Below are 20,018 nucleotides of genomic sequence, written 5' to 3' on the forward strand. Positions count from 1 at the left end.
TGAATTCTGAATCCTTACTTAAAAACTACCAAGGGGAATTCGAGAAATTAAAGAAAACACACCAAATCCTACCAACAATGCCCCACTAACTGGGTTAATCCAACCAGACCAGCGACGCAATTCTAACAACTTTTTAATTGAAGCAGTAAAAGTACCCGCCAAAATCAATGGTGCTACATAACCAGCTGTGTAAGCAAGTAGCAAAACAGCACCTAAAATCAAGTCTTGTGTATTGGCAATCCAACCTAGCAAGCTAGCTAAAACAGGTGTGCTACAAGGAGATGCAACTAAGCCAAAAGTCAGCCCCAGCAAATAAGAACGCAATCCTGCTGGTAAATCTTGGGAAATCCAATTTGTTTCGTTCAAGGATGGAAATTGCAGAGGTAGTGCTTCCAATAAGTTTAGCCCCATAAGAATGGCGATCGCGCTAACAACGATCGGTAAACCAATTCCCACTTGACCGTATACTTTTCCCACTAAACCTGCTATTATTCCCATTCCTGCGAGGGTAGTTGCTAACCCAAAAGCAAACCAAGTTGATTGGGCAGCAGCTTGTAGGCGGCTTTTTGCTTCATAACCACCGATGTAACCAATGGTAATTGGCAGCATGGAAAGCATACAGGGCGTAAGGCTGGTGAGCAAGCCAGCTGCAAAGATGATACCAATACTTACCACACTAATGTGGGTTAGTTGATTAGAAACAAGGGTGTTAGCAAATTGTTCTACTTCGTAAAGTTGGGTTTCTAAAGTCTCAAGCATGGGAAGTTTATGAGCGTGAAATGCTTACTCTGCCTGAATTTTAGCTTATTTATAGCTATTTTGCCGTAAGCGGTAGAAAGCAGTCCCGATGAAACAAGTTTCAAAAGCCTTGGTGCATCCGACTTGTAATCAATACCGAAATTTCACCCCTATCCCTGTAAGGGACTTCCAACTAAAAATATCCTATGGTTTCGCTGAGCAGGGGAGCATACTTTGACTCCCTTCTCTACGAGAGGCTGCGCCAACGACTACGCTACCTCGGCTACTTCGGCTCTATACCTGACTTTAAGACGAATTATTGTCTACTTCGTCAAGTTGAAATTTACTATATCATAAATCTAATTTATCGTTTTAACAAATAACAATATTTGATCTTATTCTTAAAATTGTCTTATCCTGAATTTAGTAGAGATTTTAACTTGGAATAAATAACTGATTTATTGTTCACTTATTTAACAATAGATAAATGCTTCCTCGCCAAATTAATCCCCTTCCCAGAGCCAAAACAGGTGTAATGGGTATGAAAATTTTCCAAATTACTATAGTGTCATTAGTACTTTTGATCAACTTAATAGTTGCTTTACCCTCTTGGGCAGAAACAGCAGCTTCCTTAACTAGCAGTTCTGACTATTTTCAAGTAGGTCAAAAAGTCATTTGGCTTTACAAATCTCGTGGTGATTCTGCCGATATCCAGAGAATTCCAGCAGAAGTAGTCAAATTAGGTTCCAAGCAAGTGCAAATTAAGGTATACAAAAATAAAAACGAATTTGTGAATCGTTGGGTGAATCCAAATAAGCTTGAAAATTCACAAAAAGTTAAAGAACTAGTATCATCAAACTGAGTTTAATAGAAGCAAACTAATTTCAAAAGTAGCAGAAAAATATGCAGTTTATCAAAATTATTATTGTCGCTCTCGTGTTTATGGTGAATCTGATGATTGCTCAGCCTTCTTGGGCTGGCAAAGATTTCACTAAGGGAGCTGATTATGCTGAGGTAACTCAGGCGCTCAATCAACTTCTAGTTGTCAAGGATGCACCGGACAAAGCTGGCTATACGCCTGAGCAATTCCAGCAGCGATTGGCACAATTGCAGTTTCAAAAGAATGTTATGGAAACTGCAACGAAGCGAGCGCAGTGCAGCAATGAAACTGGAAAGACATTGGCTGTCTATGCTAATAAACCAAAAAAATCTCCAACCCAACTTTACTTCTTGGGCGCTGGAACAATCACGGATGATGATTGGGATTGTGATGGGATCTACTTACCCGCAGGGACTCAAGTACGTTTAAGTCCGAACGCTCAACCAGAAGAACTGACTGAGGCGATCGCCCTTAAGTTTGTCGATGGTACACAATCTGCTGCTAGAGTTAATCCTACCACTGGTGCAGTTGAATTAAATGTTGAACCTGCCAAAGTATTCAAGGCGGGTGAGACTACCTGGTTGCTTCCCTCTTTATCTCAGGCAGATATTGACAGACAAATTCCTAATCCACAACTGATTGACTAATGCCTCAACCATTAGGAGTGCTGAGTTAGGAGTTAATATTATCTCCTCTGTCCCTCTCTGCCTTATTCCCAAAAACTCCATCCCCAAAGGGATGGAGTTTTTTTATTTAGTAGAGCTTTGAAAGTCTGGAAGTTCTACTTTCGTGGGCTTCCAGCTTGCCGCCCAAGCAAGGCACAACTGACGAAAATGGTCACCCCGGACTTCAAAGTTTGGGTACTGATCGAAACTCGCACAAGCAGGAGATAGTAAGACAACAGATGCTTGATGCTGCTTGGCTAATTCTGCCGATCTGGGGACTGCTTTTTCCATCGTTTCTACAATTTCGTAGGAATAATATCCCACTTCTTGGAGACGTTGAGCAAAGGCTGCTGCGGCAGAACCAATTAATAACACAGCAGCAGCTTGAGAGTGAATTTTGGCTAACCAAGCATTATCATCACCGGCTTTAGCTTCTCCACCAGCAATTAAAATCGCTGGACTATTTACAGATGTCAAGCCAACTTCGGCAGCATCGTAGTTGGTAGCTTTGCTATCGTTAATGAAATCAATACTATCCCAAGTGCAGATATGCTCTAAACGATGGGCAACTCCAGGGAATTCCTGAATTGCACGGGCGATCGCTTCTCGATTAATTCCCGCTAATCTTGCCGTTGCTACTGCCATCAAGAGATTTTGCTGATTATGTTCTCCCACCATCCGCAAACTAGATACTTTCACAATCGCTTCTGGTGCAGAGGTGGCAGTTAACTTCTCGACAACCCAGCCATCTTCGATATAAAAGCCTTTTTCGCTAATTAGGAAATCTTTTCCTCTGACACTTGTCCAATAGGCATTAGGCCAAGCACTTAAACCTAGTTTGCTCAAGTAAGCATCATCGCCATTGAAAACTTGTAACTCAGACTGGCGTAATAACTTGGCTTTGATGTTGTAATAATTCTCTAAAGTTTTATGGCGCGCCAGATGATCGGGGGTGAAAGTAGTCCAAACACCGATACGAGGTGCAAGAGAACTGGAAGATTCTATTTGATAGCTGCTAATTTCCGCAATTATCCAATCAAGTGAAGACGAGGTAGAATTCTCTCCCTTGTCTCCCCCTGTCCCCCCTGCTCCTTTCCCCCTCCAAGACAGGGCAACTTCACAAGCAGCGTAGCCAATATTACCACAAGCGGGTGCATCTAAGCCCGCTGTTTGGAAAATGGCAGCAATTAAAGCTGTGGTAGTAGTTTTGCCGTTTGTGCCGGTAATTCCTACCCAAGGTAGGGAGTGCAAATGTCGCCAAGCAAGTTCTATTTCGCCAATAGTTTCAATACCTAAATCCCGTGCCTTAGTTAATACAGGAATGTCCCAAGGTACGCCAGGACTAACGACTATTAATTCCGGTAAATTAGCACCATTCAATTCTGGGGATTGACCTAGTTTAACGGTTATTTGTTCGGCAGCGAGTTCTTGTTGTTGTTTGAGGAAAGTTTCGGAGGTGTTGCGTTCTGCTAAGCTTTGTGCGCTAGCAGAATCGCTTAGTTCCACCTCCCAACTTTCCTGTTTCAACAATCTCGCCGCAGCAATACCGGACTTTCCCAATCCAATTACAGTAGCTCTAGGCATAGATTGCAGCAGAGGTCCCTGGTTAAGCACTCCCTATAGTAACGTTTATTGGCAAAAATTACACAAGTTTTTGTTAACCAATGCTACAGATTTTTGACCGTGCCAATTTTAGATTTTAGATTAACGAAAAGTAAAATCCCTGTATTTGGCTCGTAGTTGCGCTTTAGCGCTAAAGCGCAACTACAAACTAGTTAATGATTATTTGCGCCGACTTACTTACCTCTACACCATTATTTTTTGACGATCGCCCCAAAATCAGCTAAAACACGGGCATGATTCCGAACTAATCCCAACAGATGTAACCGATTACGCTTAATTTCTGGATCGGAGTCCATAACTAAAACGCTATCTGGCCCATCAAAGAAGTTACTAACTGTCGGAGCAATTTTTCTGAGGGCTGCTACTAAAAGTTGATAATTTCTGGTTTGCTGTGCTGTTTGAGTTTGCGGAAATGATTCGATTAAGGCATTATACAAAGCTGCTTCAGAGGGCTTTTGGAATAGTTCTTGACGAACTACGGCTGTTGGTTCTAGCTGTTTTGTATCCAAATCACCTTGGCCGGCTAACCGTGTGGAACGGTTAACAGTTTCGTAGATGCTATCTAAGGTATTGTCGTTGCGAATTTCTTGCAGATATACAGCGCGATCGCGTACATCTAACAAATCCTTTAATGCCCGTTCTGTATATTCTGGATCATTTTCTCCTAAAACTGCATTCACTAAGTCGTAATCAATCTGTTTTTCTTCTTGCAATAGAGTGCGGATGCGTTGTAAGAAAAACTCTTGTAATGCTGTAGTTAATGATGCCCGATCTTTTTGATATTTTGCTGCAAAATCTGTCCCTATTTGCACCAGTAAATTATCTAAATTTATTGGTAAATTAGCAAACCAAGTAATTTTAACTACGGCATTAGCAGCACGACGCAAAGCAAAGGGATCGGAAGAACCAGAAGGAATTAAACCTAAACCAAAAATACTCACCAAAGTATCTAATCTATCTGCCAAACCGACAATTTGACCTGTGAGCGTTCCAGGTAAAATATCACCGGCTCCCGTTGGCAAGTAATGTTGAAAAATTGCTTTGGCAACTTCGGCATCTTCACCACTGGCTAAGGCATATTTTTCTCCCATAATGCCTTGCAGTTCTGGGAATTCATATACCATTTGAGTAACTAAATCTGCTTTACATAATAAAGCAGCACGTTGGATTCTTTGGCTTTGATTTTCTCCTAATTCTAATTGGCTGGTAATTTGCTCGGCAATTTTTACTACTCGATCTACCTTGACACGCACCGAACCCAATTCTTCTTGAAAAGTAACTTTTTCTAACTGAGGTAAAAAGCTATCTATTGGCTTAGTTAAATCAGCTTCATAGAAAAATCTGCCATCAGCTAATCTGGCTCGAATTACCCTTTCATTCCCCACAGCAACAATATCTGATTTTTGGGGATCGCCGTTAGAAATAGTGATGAAATTGGCCAATAATTCTTGTTCAAAACTACCTGGTTTAAATACAGGAAAATAACGCTGATGAGTGACCATAACTTCTGTAATTACTTCAGTTGGTAATTGCAAAAATTCTGTTTCAAATTTACCAGCAACTGCTGAAGGATGTTCGACAAGGTTGGTTACTTCCGCTAACAAATCGGGGTAAATGACTGTATATCCACTTAAATTATTGGCTACTGCATTTACTTGCTCTTTGATTAAATTTGCCCGTTCTTCTGGATCGACGGTGACATAGGCAGATCTAAGGGTGGTAACATAATCGGTAGCTTGGGCAATTGTTACAGATTCAGGATGTAAGACGCGATGACCTTGAGAAATGCGATCGCTCTGAATCGTTTTAGAACCATTCACCAATTCTAAAGGCAGCACCGTATCATCTAACAAAGCCACCAGCCAACGAATTGGTCGGGAAAACCTGGCATCTCCATCACCCCAACGCATCAACCGCTTACCTTCCAAGCCCCAAATCCACTGGGGAACAAGTTCTGTCAAAATTTCCGCTATCGGACGACCGGGAATTCTTTTCTGCACAAAGACAAAATCCCCTTTGTCAGTCGGGCGAACGAACAGCGCATCTACTTCCACACCTTGCTTTTTGGCAAAGCCTAATGCTGGTGCTGTTGGCTGTCCATCTTTAAAGGCTGCTTGGGCGGGGGGACCTTTAATTTCTTCTTCCCGGTCTGGTTGCTGGGATGGTAGACCTTTAATCAATACCGCCAAACGTCGAGGAGTACCGTACACCTGGACACTTTCGCCCTTGAGGCTGTTTGCTTCCAAACTTTGGGGAATGCGCTCTTGCCACTGCATCAAGGCATCACTGAGAAAACTTGCAGGTAGTTCTTCTGTACCAACTTCTAATAGAAACCCAGGCATAAGACACTGTTTTCAACTTTGCGTAGCTCAACTTTATCAGTTATTATCAAGCGATCGCTCATGATTTTTAGCTAACTAGAACCCAAAACCAAATTTCAAATTCCAAATTCGTCTTGAAAAGTTTACTCAACAAGGGGTAACCCCACACTCAACTTTTCCCAAAATTCCCAAGTCCTAAGTTTTTAACTTCACTTAGCACAAGCTAAACGCGCCCCTACCGATAACACCACTTTTCATTAAGAGAAACTGGGCATTTTTGCCAAAACTTTACAGAAAAGTATTTTTCTTCATGGATTTATTATATTTGCTACCGTATTTTCATGCGGTATTTACTTATACGTATTTCTATCGTAAGGTTAGTGTTGTTAGATGCATTGATACTTGCATCATTTCAATCAATTTTGGAGTGATAACAATGAAAAAGATTTTCGCCAAAATAGCTAGTATTACAGCAACTAGTGCAGTTCTTAGTGTTGCGATCGCTGCTGGTAGTAACAACTCTGCTCAAGCCATTGATTTCAACTTTAACTGGCTAGGTAATGGTGGTTATTCAGCAACAGGTTCATTCAGCTACGACGAGGCTACAGCACCGACAATTATTTCAGAAAGTGGTAGTGGAGCGACAAACTTTTTAAAATCTTTGAATGTCTCCTTTTTAGATCCATCTAAAAATCTTTTGGGAACTTATAACACTGTTGCTGGCGGAGTTTCACAATCTAGCTTCTTCGCTTTCAACTTTGATACTTCCACCAAGAAATTGTTTGGTCCCCTTGATGTAGCAGGAGGAACAGGTGTAATCGGAGAATATTTCTTTCAGGGAACTGTTGGTGATTCTTTGCAATTACGTCAGGATGTCGATCAACAAGGAACATCAACACTCGTAGATCAAAACTCTGGTTCTATTCAGGTATCAAAAGTTCCTGAACCTGCTTCTATGCTGGGTTTAGTGGCATTGGCAATGTTGGGTGCAGGTTCAACTCTCAAGAAAAAGCAAGCCTCTTGCTAGAAAGTAAGGCTTCCTAGTCAGAGGTTGCCAAATTTACTGAATCTCTATTCTAGCCTCAATAGTTCAGTGAGCTAGTGATTCTATCATTTAAACTATCGGTTTGCGATCGCTCGAATACTTATTGATACAAGTATTCGAGCGCTTAATCAAAATTTTGTCGATCGCAGCAATAATCAATCAGTGTTACTTTCTGTCTTGCGTAGGCGTAGCCCAACCCAGACATCGCTGCTGATATGAACTATAGACTTTAAGACCTTAATTTTAACCTGTCAGGTGATACTGCTTATTCAGCTATACTGATGGTGTACTTTAAAATACTACATGTGCCAGTTTCAAGGGCGGAATGAGGCTTCTATGCACAAGCTTGAATATAATGCTACAATCCCCCAAGTGTAAATTTAGGCATCATTCAGGAGTAAACAGACCAACTATTGTCATAATCACCAACAACTAAGGTCTATGTTATTGAAATTTGGAATTTTTAGTGTTTTATTCAATAAAAATTTTGGGAAACATAACCAAACAAAGTTATAAATATTATTTAATGTAATCTTAATCTAAAAATATTAAAACTTAAAAAAAGTAGCAAAAATAGCAGTCCCTACTAACTCTAAGAAATTACTTCCATATCTCAGGCGGTATTAACAAAATTATTAAATAGCTCATGCACATTCTGATCTATTCCTACAACTATTATCCAGAGCCAATTGGTATTGCTCCCTTAATGACCGAATTGGCAGAAGGACTAGTAAAGCGAGGTCATGAAGTGCGGGTGATTACCGGAATGCCCAACTATCCTCAGCGCGAGATTTACCATGAGTATCGGGGTAAGTGGTACGTTACTGAACAAACAAATGGCGTCACAATTCAACGAAGTTACCTCCGAATTAAGTCTAAACCCAACCTGCTCGATCGGCTTTTATTAGAGTTGAGCTTTGTCTTCACAAGTTTGCCGCAAGCCTTTAAAGGGAAACGTCCAGATGCGATTCTCTTAACAGTTCCACCTCTTTTAAGTACGTTACCAGCAACAATGTTTAGTTGGTTATACAACTGTCCATTAATTCTGAATGTACAAGATATTTTACCAGAAGCTGCCGTGCGTGTTGGGCTACTCAAAAACAAGTGGATGATCAAAGGTCTGGCAGCTTTAGAGAAATTTGCATATCACACTGCACACACCATTAGCGTCATCGCTGATGGGTTTAGTGAGAATTTAGTGAATAAGGGAGTACCTGCTAATAAAATTGTTTGCATTCCCAATTGGGTGAATATAAATTTTATTCGCCCTTTACCAAAACACAATAATTCCTGGAGAGCTACACATAAATTACATGGAAAGTTTGTAGTACTTTATTCCGGAAATATTGCCCTCACCCAAGGTTTAGAAACAGTAATAGAAGCAGCAGTTTGCTTGCGTCATATCAAAGATATTGTCTTTGTGATTGTTGGCGAACCAATAGCATTGCAAAGATTGCAGGAATATTGTCTATTAAATGGAGCGGACAATGTTTTACTGATACCTTTGCAGCCGCGAGAAAAACTACCCGAAATGCTAGCAGCATCTGATGTGGGATTGATTGTGCAAAAGCGCGATGTGATTTCTTTCAATATGCCTTCAAAAATACCACTGCTGCTAGCGACTGGACGGCCGATTGTGGGTTCAGTTCCGGCTAGTGGTACTGCTGCTAAAGCGATCGCACTCAGTAGTGGTGGGATAGTTGTAGAACCAGAATCTCCCTATGCAATGGCCGCTGCAATACACGATTTATATACCAATCCGTCACTAGCAGCGAAGCTAGGTCACACCGGTAGACAGTTCGCCGAAGCAAATTATTCCTTAGAACAAGCACTCGATCGCTATGAGTGGCTCTTTTCTCATGTTGTGACCAACAGAAAATCAATTTGGCGTATCTTACCAGAATTGAATTCTAAGAAATCGGTTGTGGATGGTTGAAGGGAATTGCGAATTGGGCATGGGGCAAAAGAGTGTTAAGTGCTGTACATGGATAGCGGGGCGTTTAGCCCGTGCTGAGTTAAGAGTTAGGAGTTTTGTTTGTCCCCAGTCCCCAATCCCCAGTTCCCAATTCCCAATACCTAAATTGGGAAAAATTAAATCACCCGATCGGGTGACCTAAGTGTAGGAAGTTGAAATCGATCAAAAAAAGCATCCTAGATAAATAACACTGATTATGCTTAGTTCTTGGTGAGGATAATTCCATGAAACTCGCAACCTTGATTAATAAAGCTCAATTAATTAGCGATCGCTCCATACTCTTTTCTTCCCTGAGATCGATATTCAGTATTACTTAATAACGGTAAACTCGTTTTTAGCATTACCATCTTGTTTACTATGTAGTTATAATGCAACCGAATACTTACACAAACATGCAAGTAACCGCTTGCACATACTTATGAAAATCCAAGCACTAGGTTGCCTATGTAACTTTATACAAAAATAACAAATTGCTGCGCGAACTGCTGGTTATGTACTAAAAGAAGTGTGAGGAGAAAGGTATAGTGCGCTCAGATATTAATTTGAAAGCATCCGTGGATAATTTTGCTTCTTATCTTGCTTTAGCTGAGAGGGAAAGAGTTAAGGAGTTCTTAAGTAGAAGGGAAAGAAAAAATACCCCTCGAACCATGTGGTTTGAAGCTATCCGTTTTGCTATGAGGTTCTCATCTGTGTCTCTTTTATCACCAACATAGAAAAAAAGACTAAAAAAGTATTTGAAGAACAAGTCAGAATTGACAATTTTGGCCACTGAAGCCTCTATTCTTTGTGCTAAACAATGCTGTTTTAGTGAAGACCTAAAATTTCTGCAAGTCTAAATCCACAAGACGAGAAAACGAAAATGTCCCATTCTGAGTTCCCTGAATCTTCCTTTCCCGTTGAAATAGAAGAACCTACTATTACTGACTCTAATCAAGAGTCAGAATCGGAGCCAAAGCGATCGCCCAAGCGACCGAAAAAGCGGCGTTGGCCTATGGTGTTAGGAATTATCTTATTAATTGCAGGTGTTGGTATCGGTTGGCGGTGGTGGCAAACTAGTAACGCCAGCAATCCACCGGCGGGTGCTGGAGCTGGTGCCCCTCAACCAGCAATTCCTGTCAAACTAGAAACTGTAGAAACTGAAACTATGCAAGAAAGTTCCCAGTTTCTTGGCTCCTTAGAGGCTCCACGTTCAGTACTCATTAAGCCACAAGTTGAAGGACGAATTACCCAGATTTTCATCAAAGAAGGTAACCGTGTCCAACAAGGGCAAGTTATTCTCACCTTGGAAAGTGATAATGTCCAAGCTCAATTATTACAAGCCAAAGGCGCACTCCAACAAGCTCAGGCACGTCTTGCTGAACTGGTAGCGGGTACTCGAAAAGAAGAAGTTGCCCAAGCTAGAGCGCAATTAGCCCAAGCCCAAGCTCGTTTTAGAGATGCTCAAGCAGGATCGCAACCAGAAGAAATCGCTCAAGCCGAAGCTCAAATCGAGTCAGCGAAATCTGATGTGGATCTGGCACAGTCACGAGCCAAACGATACGAACAATTGAGAAAAGAGGGTGCAGTTTCCCAAGATACTTTAGACGGATATGTAAAAGAACAGCAAAGTGCAGAAGCTGCGCTTGTGGTAGCCCAGAAACGTTTAGACCAACTTAAAAAGAGCAGAAATTCTAGTATCAATGAGCTAGCTGCTGCGGCAGAACAACAGAAACAGAACTTGACACAACTAGAAAATGGTTCTCGCCCAGAAGAAATTGCCCAAGCACGATCGCAAGTAATCCAAGCAGCGGGTCAAGTCCAAGCCGCTCAAGTGCAAATCCAATACACAAAAGTCCTAGCTCCTTTTACTGGCTTTGTTGGAGATATTCCAGTCAGAGTAGGAGAGTATGTCGGTAAGGGAGATCAACTCACCACATTAACTAGAAATGACTCTTTAGAACTAAATATTGCCGTTCCCCTAGAAGAAAGCAAAAAGTTGCGCTTGGGATTACCCGTACAAATGCTAGACGCCCAAGGCAAAACCATAGCTACAGGTAAGGTGAATTTCATCTCCCCAGATGCGAGTTTAGATTCCCAGACAGTTTTGGCAAAAGCCACCTTTGGCAATAATTATAGAAGTCAACTGCTGAATCGCCAGTCAGTGCAAACCAAAGTAATTTGGCAGGAACGCCCAGGAATTTTAATTCCAGTAACAGCAGTATCTCGGCTGGGTGGGGAGACATTTGTATTTGTCGCTGAAGCGCCACAAGATTCTAAACCCGGAGCACCAAAATTGGTAGCTCAGCAAAAACCCGTGAAATTGGGAGTGATTGAGGGGAATAATTATCAAGTTATTGAAGGACTAAAAGCCGGTGACAAAATTGTTGTTTCTGGTATCCTCAATCTCACCAATGGCGCACCCATAACTCCTGCACCGGATAAAGTGGGTAGTGTAAATTTTTAGGTGAAGACGGGTACAAGGGGACACGGGGACACGGAGAATAACTAAATGACCTATGCCCCATGCCCCATGCCCTGAGCGTACTCCTTCAGGGAAGCAAGCTAGGCGTAGCGTATCGCAGAGAAGCCGAAGGGATACCAAATACCCAAATTTCTTCTACAGGTTTTCCATAAGCTACCAAATTTATCACTAAAGAAACTGGAATCCGCATCCCGCGAATGCAAGCTTGTCCAGCCATACTACTAGGGTCAAATGTAATTCTCTCCAGACCTAATATAAACGATCGCTCCAAAATCTTTTTCATCGTTCCGATCTGCAAGATTGTAAAGCCTAGCGCTCTATTTTTGATTTTAAACCCACAAGCGATCGCCTTTTAGATAAAATCCTGAGCGCATCAGTGTCATTGTGTAGAGAGAGTCCGAATCTGCGCGATCGCCTCTCCTCAAATCCAGATAGGTTACATAGATATACAAATTTACATATTTTGTGCAAAGTATACCGTAATAAAACTGAAAATAGCCTTAGTGAAGCTCACCGAAGATATCGCCTAGACTAAAATTCATATTGAACTAAGTAAAAATGCCATTCGATTTTCTCATTTTGGTGTTTTCCGCAAGCAAAAAGAGCTTTTACTTTCTCAAACCCCAGTTTGCTTTCTCATTTTAGTAATTCACGCATTGGTTTTGGTATATCATTGAGCCGAAAGCTGGCGATCGTTGTTATGCGATTGTCAATGATAGAGAGATGCAGTTCTCGTAACAAAAAATTATATTTACAACTTCAAGAAAAACTGTTTAGTGAGGAAACAGTTTCAAACTTATATGCCAAGCGTAATTCACACTTGTTCAAATCCGGCGTATATCCAAAATTTAAGTTACAGTCTAATGGACTAAGTTGACGATTTATTAACAAAGCCGTACTGTCCATAACTGAATCGTCAGGGTGCTAAGACAGCGTAGAGAGAAGCACAGTATATCTTCACTCATCGTAACAGCAGCTATGCATATCGAAGAACCCACTACCAATCCACTAGAAACTGAACTTTCAGTACAACACTACCAGAGTTTCCCAGAATCAGAGCCACTGCAAAAAGGACAAAAAGACTTAGCTAAAGAAAACCTAGATATTTCTTGTCAATGTTCACAAGCAGCCTTACAAATGGCCTTAATCGCCAGTGGCTTGGGTTTGTGGGATTGGAATCTGGTAACAGGCAAAACTTATTACGATCCTCAGTGGAAGAGCATTCTAGGGTATGAACTAGACGAAATCGATAACGAGTTTAAATCTTTTGAGCAACTTGTCCATCCTCAAGATTTACCAAGAATTCGCCAGACATTACACGATTATCTTCAAAAATCCATACCTGTGTTTGAAGTTGAATTGCGAATGTTGACTAAATCGGGTGAATGGAAGTGGATTTTGGCTTGTGGCAAAGTATTTCAGTGGGATGAATTTGGTAAGCCACTGCGGATGGCGGGAACACACAAGGATATTACTCAACAAAAAGCACTATCTGAACAACTTCAAAGCGAAATTACTGAACGAGAGTCTAGCCAAACCCAAATTAGGGAAAAATCCCAACAGCTAGAAATTACCCTGCAAAAACTTGAATCTACCCAAAGGGAGTTATTGCAGAACCAGAAAATGGCTAATCTCGGTCAACTAGTGGCGGATATGGCTAACGAAATTAATAATCCAGTTAGCTTTATCTACTGCAATCTCCATCCTGCCAGTCAATACGCTGAGAACTTAATCAGAGTTATTGAACTTTACCAAAATTATTATCCTACACCAATCCCAGTTATTGCCTTACACCTGCAACGCCTTGACCTCAGTTTCGTCAAGACAGACTTTTTGAAATTGCTGTGGTCAATGCGCGCCGGATCTGAGCGCGTCAAAGAAATAGTTTTCGCATTGCGGAATTTTTCCACCTCTGACGAAGGTCAAATGAAAAAAGCTGACTTGCATGAAGGACTTGATAGTGTTCTGAGAATTTTGCAGCATCGTCTGAAAGAACAGCCAGATAGACCAAGGATTGAGATAGTTAAAGATTTTGGAGAATTGCCTTTAATCGAGTGCTATCCTGGTGAACTCAATCAAGTATTTATGAATATCTTGACTAATGCTATTGATACTTTAGAAGAAAAGATTCAACAAAATTATTCCTTCGCTCCCAAAATTTGGATTCATACAGAAATTGTCAGCAGTCATTTATCATTAGTCAACAATAATCAACCTTGGGTGAACGAGCGAAGAATAGGGAAAAAACACAAAGTTATAATTCGTATTTCTGACAATGGTAAAGGTATACTTCCGCATATTCAAAGACATATATTTGAACCATTTTTTACCACCAAACCCGTAGGCAAAGGTAAAGGATTGGGATTATCAATTAGTCGCCAAATTATAGTTGAAAAACATCAAGGTAAAATTAAGTGTAACTCTCAATTAGATCGAGGTACAGAGTTGATCGTTGAAATGCAGACAACAACCAGAGACTATGCCAATATGAGAAAACATGCCGGCATTTAGTTAATTCAGAACACAGTAAAGCGACAGAATACGCAATCCTAGAAATGGGAAAATCCGAATTTACGGCGCTATTTACCCAAAATAAAGACCTATATCAAACTAACAGATAAACGCCAAACTTTATCATTTAAAGTCTATGACTTCAAAGCTTCCCTCCCAAACTCGAAAGTTACCTATCCAAGCAATAGGAGCGAAAATATTTCATTGGTGTAACATAATTAGCTTGTTTATTATGCTCACCAGTGGACTACAAATTTACAACGCCAACCCAGTTTTTGGAGGACGTACAGGCTTGCACATTCCACCAATATTTACCTTAGGAGGTTGGCTTGCAGGAGGTAGACACTGGCATTTTGCGGCAATGTGGTTATTTTCACTGAATCTCTTATGGTATGGAATTTACGTGTTAACTACCCGGCGCTGGCGACATCGGTTTGTAGGAGCTAACGATCTCAAAGCATTACAAAAAAGTCAAAATTCTCAGCGCCTAATTTATGCTTGGCATCGGATTGCGTATACGGTAATTATTCCTATCTTGCTGTTAGCATTATTTACAGGAATAGGAATGTATAAACCTGCTCAATTTCCCTGGATTGTAGATTGTTTTGGTAGTTGGCAAGCATTGCGAATTGTTCACTTCGCCTCAGTACCAATGGTTATTTTATTTGCAGTGATTCACTCTCTGTTAGGGCGTCAAGCAGGAGGTTCTCAACTTACAGAATCAATGTTTTAGTAAATCAACAAAGGATAGATGAGGGAAGAAGGGGAGTGAAGATTGCTGAAATCACTGTTTTGAGTTTGCCAAAATCTTAAATTTAATGGAAGATTTAATAGTTCAATACGGTTGTACGCTACCTAGATGGGAATGCGTTAGTAGAGGACTCAACCAATGGGATATGTAATTGCAACTGCAAATATGAAAGGTGGCGTTGGTAAAACCACCCTTACTGTTAACTTAGCTACTTGTTTAGCTAAAAATCATGGCAAGCGGGTACTTGTCCTGGATTTAGACAGTCAAATTAGCGCCACACTCAGTCTGATGTCACCTTTAGATTTTGCTAAGCGTCGTAAACAAAGTAAAACATTTAGATATCTAATAGACGAAGTTATCAATCCAGAACCACAAACCAAACTGACAATTAAAGATATCGTTCAATCCCAGGTTTGTAATCTTCCGGGACTAGATTTACTCCCGGGAGATATAGATTTGTATGATGAATTTGTTGTATCAGAAATGTTGCATCAACAAGCAACTGCTTTGGGTGAGCAAGATTTTGAAACAATTTGGAATCGCTTTGAAAGAGTCTTAATTAATAATATTTTAAAACCCGTCCGTCAAGAATATGATTTTATTCTTCTTGATTGTGCCCCTGGCTATAATCTACTGACTCGTAGCGCTTTAGCTGCTAGCGATTTCTACATACTTCCGGCTAAACCAGAACCCTTATCTGTAGTGGGTATTCAACTACTAGAAAGACGGATTGCTCAATTAAAAGATAGTCACGGACATGAAACTAAGATAGATATAAAAATGCTAGGAATTGTATTCAGTATGTCCAGCGCTAATCTGCTTACTGGCAGATACTATAAACAAGTGATGCACCGTGTTGTTGAAGATTTCGGTGTAGAAAAAATTTGTAAGGTACAAATACCAGTTGATGTCAATGTTGCTAAGGCTGTTGATAGTTTTATGCCAGCTGTTTTAAATGCTCCTCAATCACCTGGTTCAAAAGCATTTTTTCAGTTAACTCAAGAATTGTTACAAAAACTATAGCCCTGCTTAATATTTCATCAAGCAATATAGTTCAGTTAAGACTTGCTCCCTAACCCTCCTTATTAAGGAGGGTTAGGGAGCAAGTATTTTTAAAAGGGGTTATACCCTTTCACTTTAAGATTGATATAGCTTCTTGCAGAGGAAGCAGAGGAAGCAGAGGAGGTAGGGGGAGCAAGAATAGTGATTTATTTGTATCAATAAATCTCGTCAAATGGTATAACACCAAGCATATTGATTCATAAACAACGAGATTCCCGATTTCTTTCAGAAATCGGGAATTTTAGCATATTGATTTCAAATAAATTAAATAGGCTTGCTATGTGAATAGTGTTGATGATATTGCCAAAATCTCTACTTTATTCAATAAAACAGTTCTGCTTTTGCAGGTTTATTCAGGAAGATCGACATTTCAAATTTTCAGTGCGTAACTCTCCGGATCATTTATTATGTGCAAGAATAAAACGTAGTAATAATTAAGCTATTCTTTTAAAATTTTCAGCAATTACACGTAGCTTATAAACAGCAAAATCAGTTGTTGAGTTAAAAAATCAGTAAATCTAATGAAGAAACAATGGTTACTAAAGATTCTGTACAAGCAGACCACAATCAGCGCTTGGTAATGCGCCTACCTCGTACTCTGAGTTATCTCGAAACCTGGGGCTTTGGGTTGACAGGTCATGTTGGGTGGATTGGTACTGCTCCCATTATCCATGCAGCATTAGGACCTAAAGCTATCTTAGTTTGGTTGTTTGGCACAATCATCTCTGTTTTACTTAATTTCCAGGTACAAAGTCTAGGTAGACATTGGTCAGATGTCGCTGGAGGAACACCGAACTACACCACAAGGCTATTAAAAAACTTTCCTGGTTTAGGCCGTTACGTAGCCTTAGGATACTTTTTTAGCTGGGCAGCAGCACCGGCACTGTACGCAATTATTCTCACAAACCTCATTAAAGTCAATTTTGAAACATTAGGTATTGCTTGTCCAGAAACTTTTTTAAAAGTTATATTTACAGCGATTCCTTTTATTGTGGCCTTCAGTGGTACCCGTGCTTTGGCGCTGTTGCACTTATTTTTTGTCTTCCCAGCAATTTTATTGCTGTTTTTGTTTTGCATTCAAGGTATAACATGGTTAACCTTCTCAACGACTAGTTTTAAATTAGTGCTAACTAACACACCTACTTTGACTTTTGGAGAATGGGCAAAGTGGTTTTTTCTCGCCAGCTATTCAATTTTTGCTTGTGAAACTACCTCTTCTTTTGTTGCTGATAGCAGGAACCCAGATAAAACCTTGAAGTTCTTAACTGTAGCTGCTTGGCTAATTCCTCCAGTATTTCTAGGTAGTTCTTGGATATTAGCGTGTTCAGGCCAAAATCCCAGAATAGGTGATGATACTTTTTTAAATCTGCTAGCAGCTTCTGCGCCTTTTTGGAGTGAACATGCCTTCTTTCTAGTAACACTTCTAATTACTGCATCCTGCCTTTTAAGCTCGGCGACAGCAGTTTCTAATTCTCCTCGAATATTATATCAACTTGCCTTAGATGGGGAGCTTTCTGAGATATTTGCAGTAGTTTCCCCTCAAGGTGTCCTTTGTCCGGCGATTTTAGTTACCTTTATCCTGAGTTTGCTTTGTCTAAATTTGGGAAATGTATCTCAATTGGTAACGGTAGCAGGTACGTGTTATCTATTGTCGATTATGGGGCTACATCTGGGTTTATGGCTGTGTCGTGGTAAACCGTATGTGCTATGGCCTTGGTGGTCACTTAGTTTTTTCTTTGTAGAAGGAGTAGTTTTAATCGTAGGTGGTTTAGCTTGGAACTGGAGAGAGTTTTTAGTGGGATTATTATTACCCATTATTTTGATTGTAGGAGATCTAGGGCTACGTCGCTTAAGATTTGCGCCATTACACCCGAAATGGTGGAGACCGCGTTACGACATAAAGTTTAGTAGAAACAACCCGGATTTTGTTGTACTACAGGTGATTGTTTTAGTATCATTAATTTGCATTACTGCTACAAGCAGTTGGCTAATCCGGGATTTATTAGACAGATTCCCTAATGATAACCATCATTCTCTATTAGCTATTTTGCTAGTGACGCTTTCTTTTGCAGGAGTAGCGATCGCTTGTTGGACAACTTTACCACAAATTGTCGCTATTGATGAGGCACGCAAGCAAGCAAAAAGCCTATTTATCACTACTCTTGATACAGTTCCAGATACTGTTTTAGTTTTAGATGAAAACGGTAGAATTTCTCAAACTAATGCAGCTGCTGAAGAATTATTTCAAACAAGCGTTCAGCAGTTGGTTGGGCAAAACTTGAATCAAATATTAATCTGCTATCGCGGTAAACCGGATAAATGGTCTATTAGAAGCGAGCAAACTTTAAAAATTAACAAAAGTTTACGAATTGTTGAATCAACTGTTTCGCGATCGTTTAATTCACAAATACGGGAGTATGTTGTCATTGTACGTGACATCACTAAACGTAAGCTAGCAGAGGAAGAATTAGTCCAGTACCGTTTTCAGCTTGAGCAACTAGTTCTAGAACGCACCATTGAACTCATTCGAGTTAATCAACAACTCCAGCAAGACATTATCAAGCGTCAAGAAGCACAAGAACAATTACTACACAATAGTCTTCATGACGGGCTAACTGGGTTACCTAATCAAACTTTATTTATCGAGCGAGTGCAGGAGGCAATAGAACGTACTAAACAACAAAATAATTATCTATTTGCTGTGCTTTTCTTAGACCTAGATCGCTTTAAGATTGTGAATGATAGCCTGGGACATCTACTAGGAAATCAACTTTTGATTGCAATTTCTCATAGACTCAAGTCAGTTGTCCGAGTGGGAGATATAGTTGCGCGTTTTGGGGGAGATGAGTTCACAATCTTAATTCAGGAAATAGATGATATCAACACCGCTATACAGATAGCTGAACGAATTAAAAAGGTACTAGCTTTACCATTTAAATTGAATGAACACAGGGTGTTTACTAATACTAGTATTGGGATCGCTTTGAGTAATAATAATTATCAGCAAGCAGCGCAGATTATACGGGATGCTGATGTGGCAATGTACTCTGCTAAAGCACTTGGGAAGGCACGTTATGAAGTCTTTAATCCCAAAATGCACGAGGGTGCATCTTTGCTGTTGGAGTTAGAAACCTCTCTGCGACATGCACTGTTGCTCAAGCAAGAAGAATTTCGCCTTTACTATCAACCCATTGTTTCACTGACAACTGGGAAAATTACTGGATTTGAAGCATTAATACGTTGGTATCATCCAGAACGAGGAATTATTTCCCCTCAAGATTTTATTCCCTTGGCAGAGGAAACTGGAATGATTCTGAATATTGGGCAATGGGTGCTTTATGAAGCTTGCCAACAAATGCATAGATGGCATCAACAATTTCCTAGTTCAGTTAGCTTGACAATTAGCGTCAATTTTTCTGGTAAGCAGATTACGCAAGCTGATATCTTCAAAGAGGTTAAACATATTTTGCAGGAAACTGGATTGGAGCCATGCAGCTTGAAATTGGAGATTACTGAAAGCTTGTTGATGGATAATTTTGAATTAGCTACTATGGTGCTTTCCGAGTTAACTGCACTGAATGTCGAGTTACACATGGATGATTTTGGGACTGGCTATTCATCCTTGAATTATCTGCACCGCCTACCAATTAAAACTCTGAAAATTGACCGATCTTTTGTCAGAAATATAGGTAGTCAAGGAGAAAATTTAGAAATTGTGCGAGCGATCGTCACATTAGCTCATAATTTAAATATATCTGTAACAGCAGAAGGAATAGAAACTATTGAGCAATTAGCACAACTCAAGGCATTACAATGTGATTATGGGCAAGGGTATTTCTTCTTACCACCTGTGGAAAGTTCAGAAGTAGAAATACTACTTGCCGCTAACTTTTGTTCTAAAAACTTTTTAAAGAGCTAACTTGTCATTTGTCATTTGTCCAGAGCAAATTAGTATTTACTAATAACCAATGCCCAATGACTAATGA

13 protein-coding genes are annotated in these 20,018 nt (G+C 40.2%); 9 read left to right on the forward strand and 4 right to left on the reverse strand.

From position 1 onward, the window contains the following. Nucleotides 1-18: 18 nt before the first annotated feature. Complete coding sequence (locus ACFG4S_RS07990) at nt 19-759, reverse strand: cytochrome c biogenesis protein CcdA (RefSeq protein ID WP_392534285.1); 741 nt, start codon at nt 757-759, stop codon at nt 19-21. 466 nt (nt 760-1,225) lie between these two features. Between ACFG4S_RS07990 and ACFG4S_RS07995 the strand changes: the two genes are divergently transcribed. Further along, nucleotides 1,226-1,600, forward strand: coding sequence for a hypothetical protein (locus ACFG4S_RS07995; RefSeq protein ID WP_392534286.1), 375 nt, complete (start codon nt 1,226-1,228; stop codon nt 1,598-1,600). A 41-nt stretch (nt 1,601-1,641) separates the two neighbouring features. Then, entirely contained in the window at nt 1,642-2,265 is a 624-nt protein-coding gene (locus ACFG4S_RS08000; RefSeq protein ID WP_392534287.1) for a hypothetical protein, read from the forward strand. A gap of 102 nt (nt 2,266-2,367) precedes the next feature. On the opposite strand, the gene murD is transcribed toward ACFG4S_RS08000, so the two are convergent. Further along, nucleotides 2,368-3,867 (reverse strand): UDP-N-acetylmuramoyl-L-alanine--D-glutamate ligase, encoded by a 1,500-nt coding sequence (gene murD / locus ACFG4S_RS08005; protein ID WP_392534288.1) that lies wholly within the window; start codon nt 3,865-3,867, stop codon nt 2,368-2,370. A gap of 230 nt (nt 3,868-4,097) precedes the next feature. Beyond that, nucleotides 4,098-6,248, reverse strand: a complete 2,151-nt coding sequence (glyS, locus tag ACFG4S_RS08010; RefSeq protein WP_392534289.1) for a glycine--tRNA ligase subunit beta — start codon at nt 6,246-6,248, stop codon at nt 4,098-4,100. A gap of 415 nt (nt 6,249-6,663) precedes the next feature. On the opposite strand from glyS, the gene ACFG4S_RS08015 reads away from it, so the two are divergent. The 3 genes from ACFG4S_RS08015 to ACFG4S_RS08025 all read left to right on the forward strand — a co-directional run bounded on the left by ACFG4S_RS08015 (nt 6,664) and on the right by ACFG4S_RS08025 (nt 11,690). Then, a complete protein-coding gene (locus tag ACFG4S_RS08015) occupies nt 6,664-7,254 on the forward strand; it encodes a PEP-CTERM sorting domain-containing protein (protein WP_392534290.1) in 591 nt (196 codons plus the stop codon). A 664-nt stretch (nt 7,255-7,918) separates the two neighbouring features. Beyond that, nucleotides 7,919-9,208 carry a glycosyltransferase family 4 protein gene (locus tag ACFG4S_RS08020; protein ID WP_392534291.1) on the forward strand — a complete coding sequence of 430 codons (1,290 nt, stop codon included), beginning with the start codon at nt 7,919-7,921 and terminating at the stop codon, nt 9,206-9,208. Between the two features lie 898 nt (nt 9,209-10,106). Then, complete coding sequence (locus ACFG4S_RS08025; protein ID WP_392534292.1) at nt 10,107-11,690, forward strand: efflux RND transporter periplasmic adaptor subunit; 1,584 nt, start codon at nt 10,107-10,109, stop codon at nt 11,688-11,690. Nucleotides 11,691-11,775: 85 nt separating this feature from the next. On the opposite strand, the gene ACFG4S_RS08030 is transcribed toward ACFG4S_RS08025, so the two are convergent. Beyond that, entirely contained in the window at nt 11,776-11,991 is a 216-nt protein-coding gene (locus ACFG4S_RS08030; RefSeq protein ID WP_392534293.1) for a DUF433 domain-containing protein, read from the reverse strand. 695 nt (nt 11,992-12,686) lie between these two features. Here ACFG4S_RS08030 and ACFG4S_RS08035 point away from each other — a divergent pair. The 4 genes from ACFG4S_RS08035 (at nt 12,687) to ACFG4S_RS08050 (ending at nt 19,951) form a co-directional block, all read left to right on the forward strand. Then, nucleotides 12,687-14,219: a sensor histidine kinase gene (locus tag ACFG4S_RS08035; RefSeq protein WP_392534294.1), complete on the forward strand. Its 1,533-nt coding sequence runs from the start codon at nt 12,687-12,689 to the stop codon at nt 14,217-14,219. Between the two features lie 136 nt (nt 14,220-14,355). Further along, the gene (locus ACFG4S_RS08040; protein WP_392534295.1) at nt 14,356-14,952 is read left to right on the forward strand and encodes a cytochrome b/b6 domain-containing protein; all 597 of its coding nucleotides are present in this window, start codon (nt 14,356-14,358) and stop codon (nt 14,950-14,952) included. A gap of 156 nt (nt 14,953-15,108) precedes the next feature. Then, on the forward strand, nt 15,109-15,993 hold the full coding sequence (locus tag ACFG4S_RS08045) for a ParA family protein (RefSeq protein ID WP_392534296.1): 885 nt from the start codon (nt 15,109-15,111) through the stop codon (nt 15,991-15,993). A gap of 571 nt (nt 15,994-16,564) precedes the next feature. Further along, entirely contained in the window at nt 16,565-19,951 is a 3,387-nt protein-coding gene (locus tag ACFG4S_RS08050; protein WP_392534297.1) for an amino acid permease, read from the forward strand. Nucleotides 19,952-20,018 lie beyond the last annotated feature (67 nt).

It is taken from the genome of Nostoc sp. C117 (genome assembly GCF_043099735.1).
Taxonomy (GTDB): Bacteria; Cyanobacteriota; Cyanobacteriia; order Cyanobacteriales; family Nostocaceae; genus Nostoc.

Coding starts and splice junctions, on each gene's coding strand:
- ACFG4S_RS07990 (WP_392534285.1), bottom strand. CDS start 759: ATGCTTGAGACTTTAGAAACCCAACTTTACGAAGTAGAACAATTTGCT.
- ACFG4S_RS07995 (WP_392534286.1), top strand. CDS start 1,226: ATGCTTCCTCGCCAAATTAATCCCCTTCCCAGAGCCAAAACAGGTGTA.
- ACFG4S_RS08000 (WP_392534287.1), top strand. CDS start 1,642: ATGCAGTTTATCAAAATTATTATTGTCGCTCTCGTGTTTATGGTGAAT.
- murD (WP_392534288.1), bottom strand. CDS start 3,867: ATGCCTAGAGCTACTGTAATTGGATTGGGAAAGTCCGGTATTGCTGCG.
- glyS (WP_392534289.1), bottom strand. CDS start 6,248: ATGCCTGGGTTTCTATTAGAAGTTGGTACAGAAGAACTACCTGCAAGT.
- ACFG4S_RS08015 (WP_392534290.1), top strand. CDS start 6,664: ATGAAAAAGATTTTCGCCAAAATAGCTAGTATTACAGCAACTAGTGCA.
- ACFG4S_RS08020 (WP_392534291.1), top strand. CDS start 7,919: ATGCACATTCTGATCTATTCCTACAACTATTATCCAGAGCCAATTGGT.
- ACFG4S_RS08025 (WP_392534292.1), top strand. CDS start 10,107: ATGTCCCATTCTGAGTTCCCTGAATCTTCCTTTCCCGTTGAAATAGAA.
- ACFG4S_RS08030 (WP_392534293.1), bottom strand. CDS start 11,991: ATGAAAAAGATTTTGGAGCGATCGTTTATATTAGGTCTGGAGAGAATT.
- ACFG4S_RS08035 (WP_392534294.1), top strand. CDS start 12,687: ATGCATATCGAAGAACCCACTACCAATCCACTAGAAACTGAACTTTCA.
- ACFG4S_RS08040 (WP_392534295.1), top strand. CDS start 14,356: ATGACTTCAAAGCTTCCCTCCCAAACTCGAAAGTTACCTATCCAAGCA.
- ACFG4S_RS08045 (WP_392534296.1), top strand. CDS start 15,109: ATGGGATATGTAATTGCAACTGCAAATATGAAAGGTGGCGTTGGTAAA.
- ACFG4S_RS08050 (WP_392534297.1), top strand. CDS start 16,565: ATGGTTACTAAAGATTCTGTACAAGCAGACCACAATCAGCGCTTGGTA.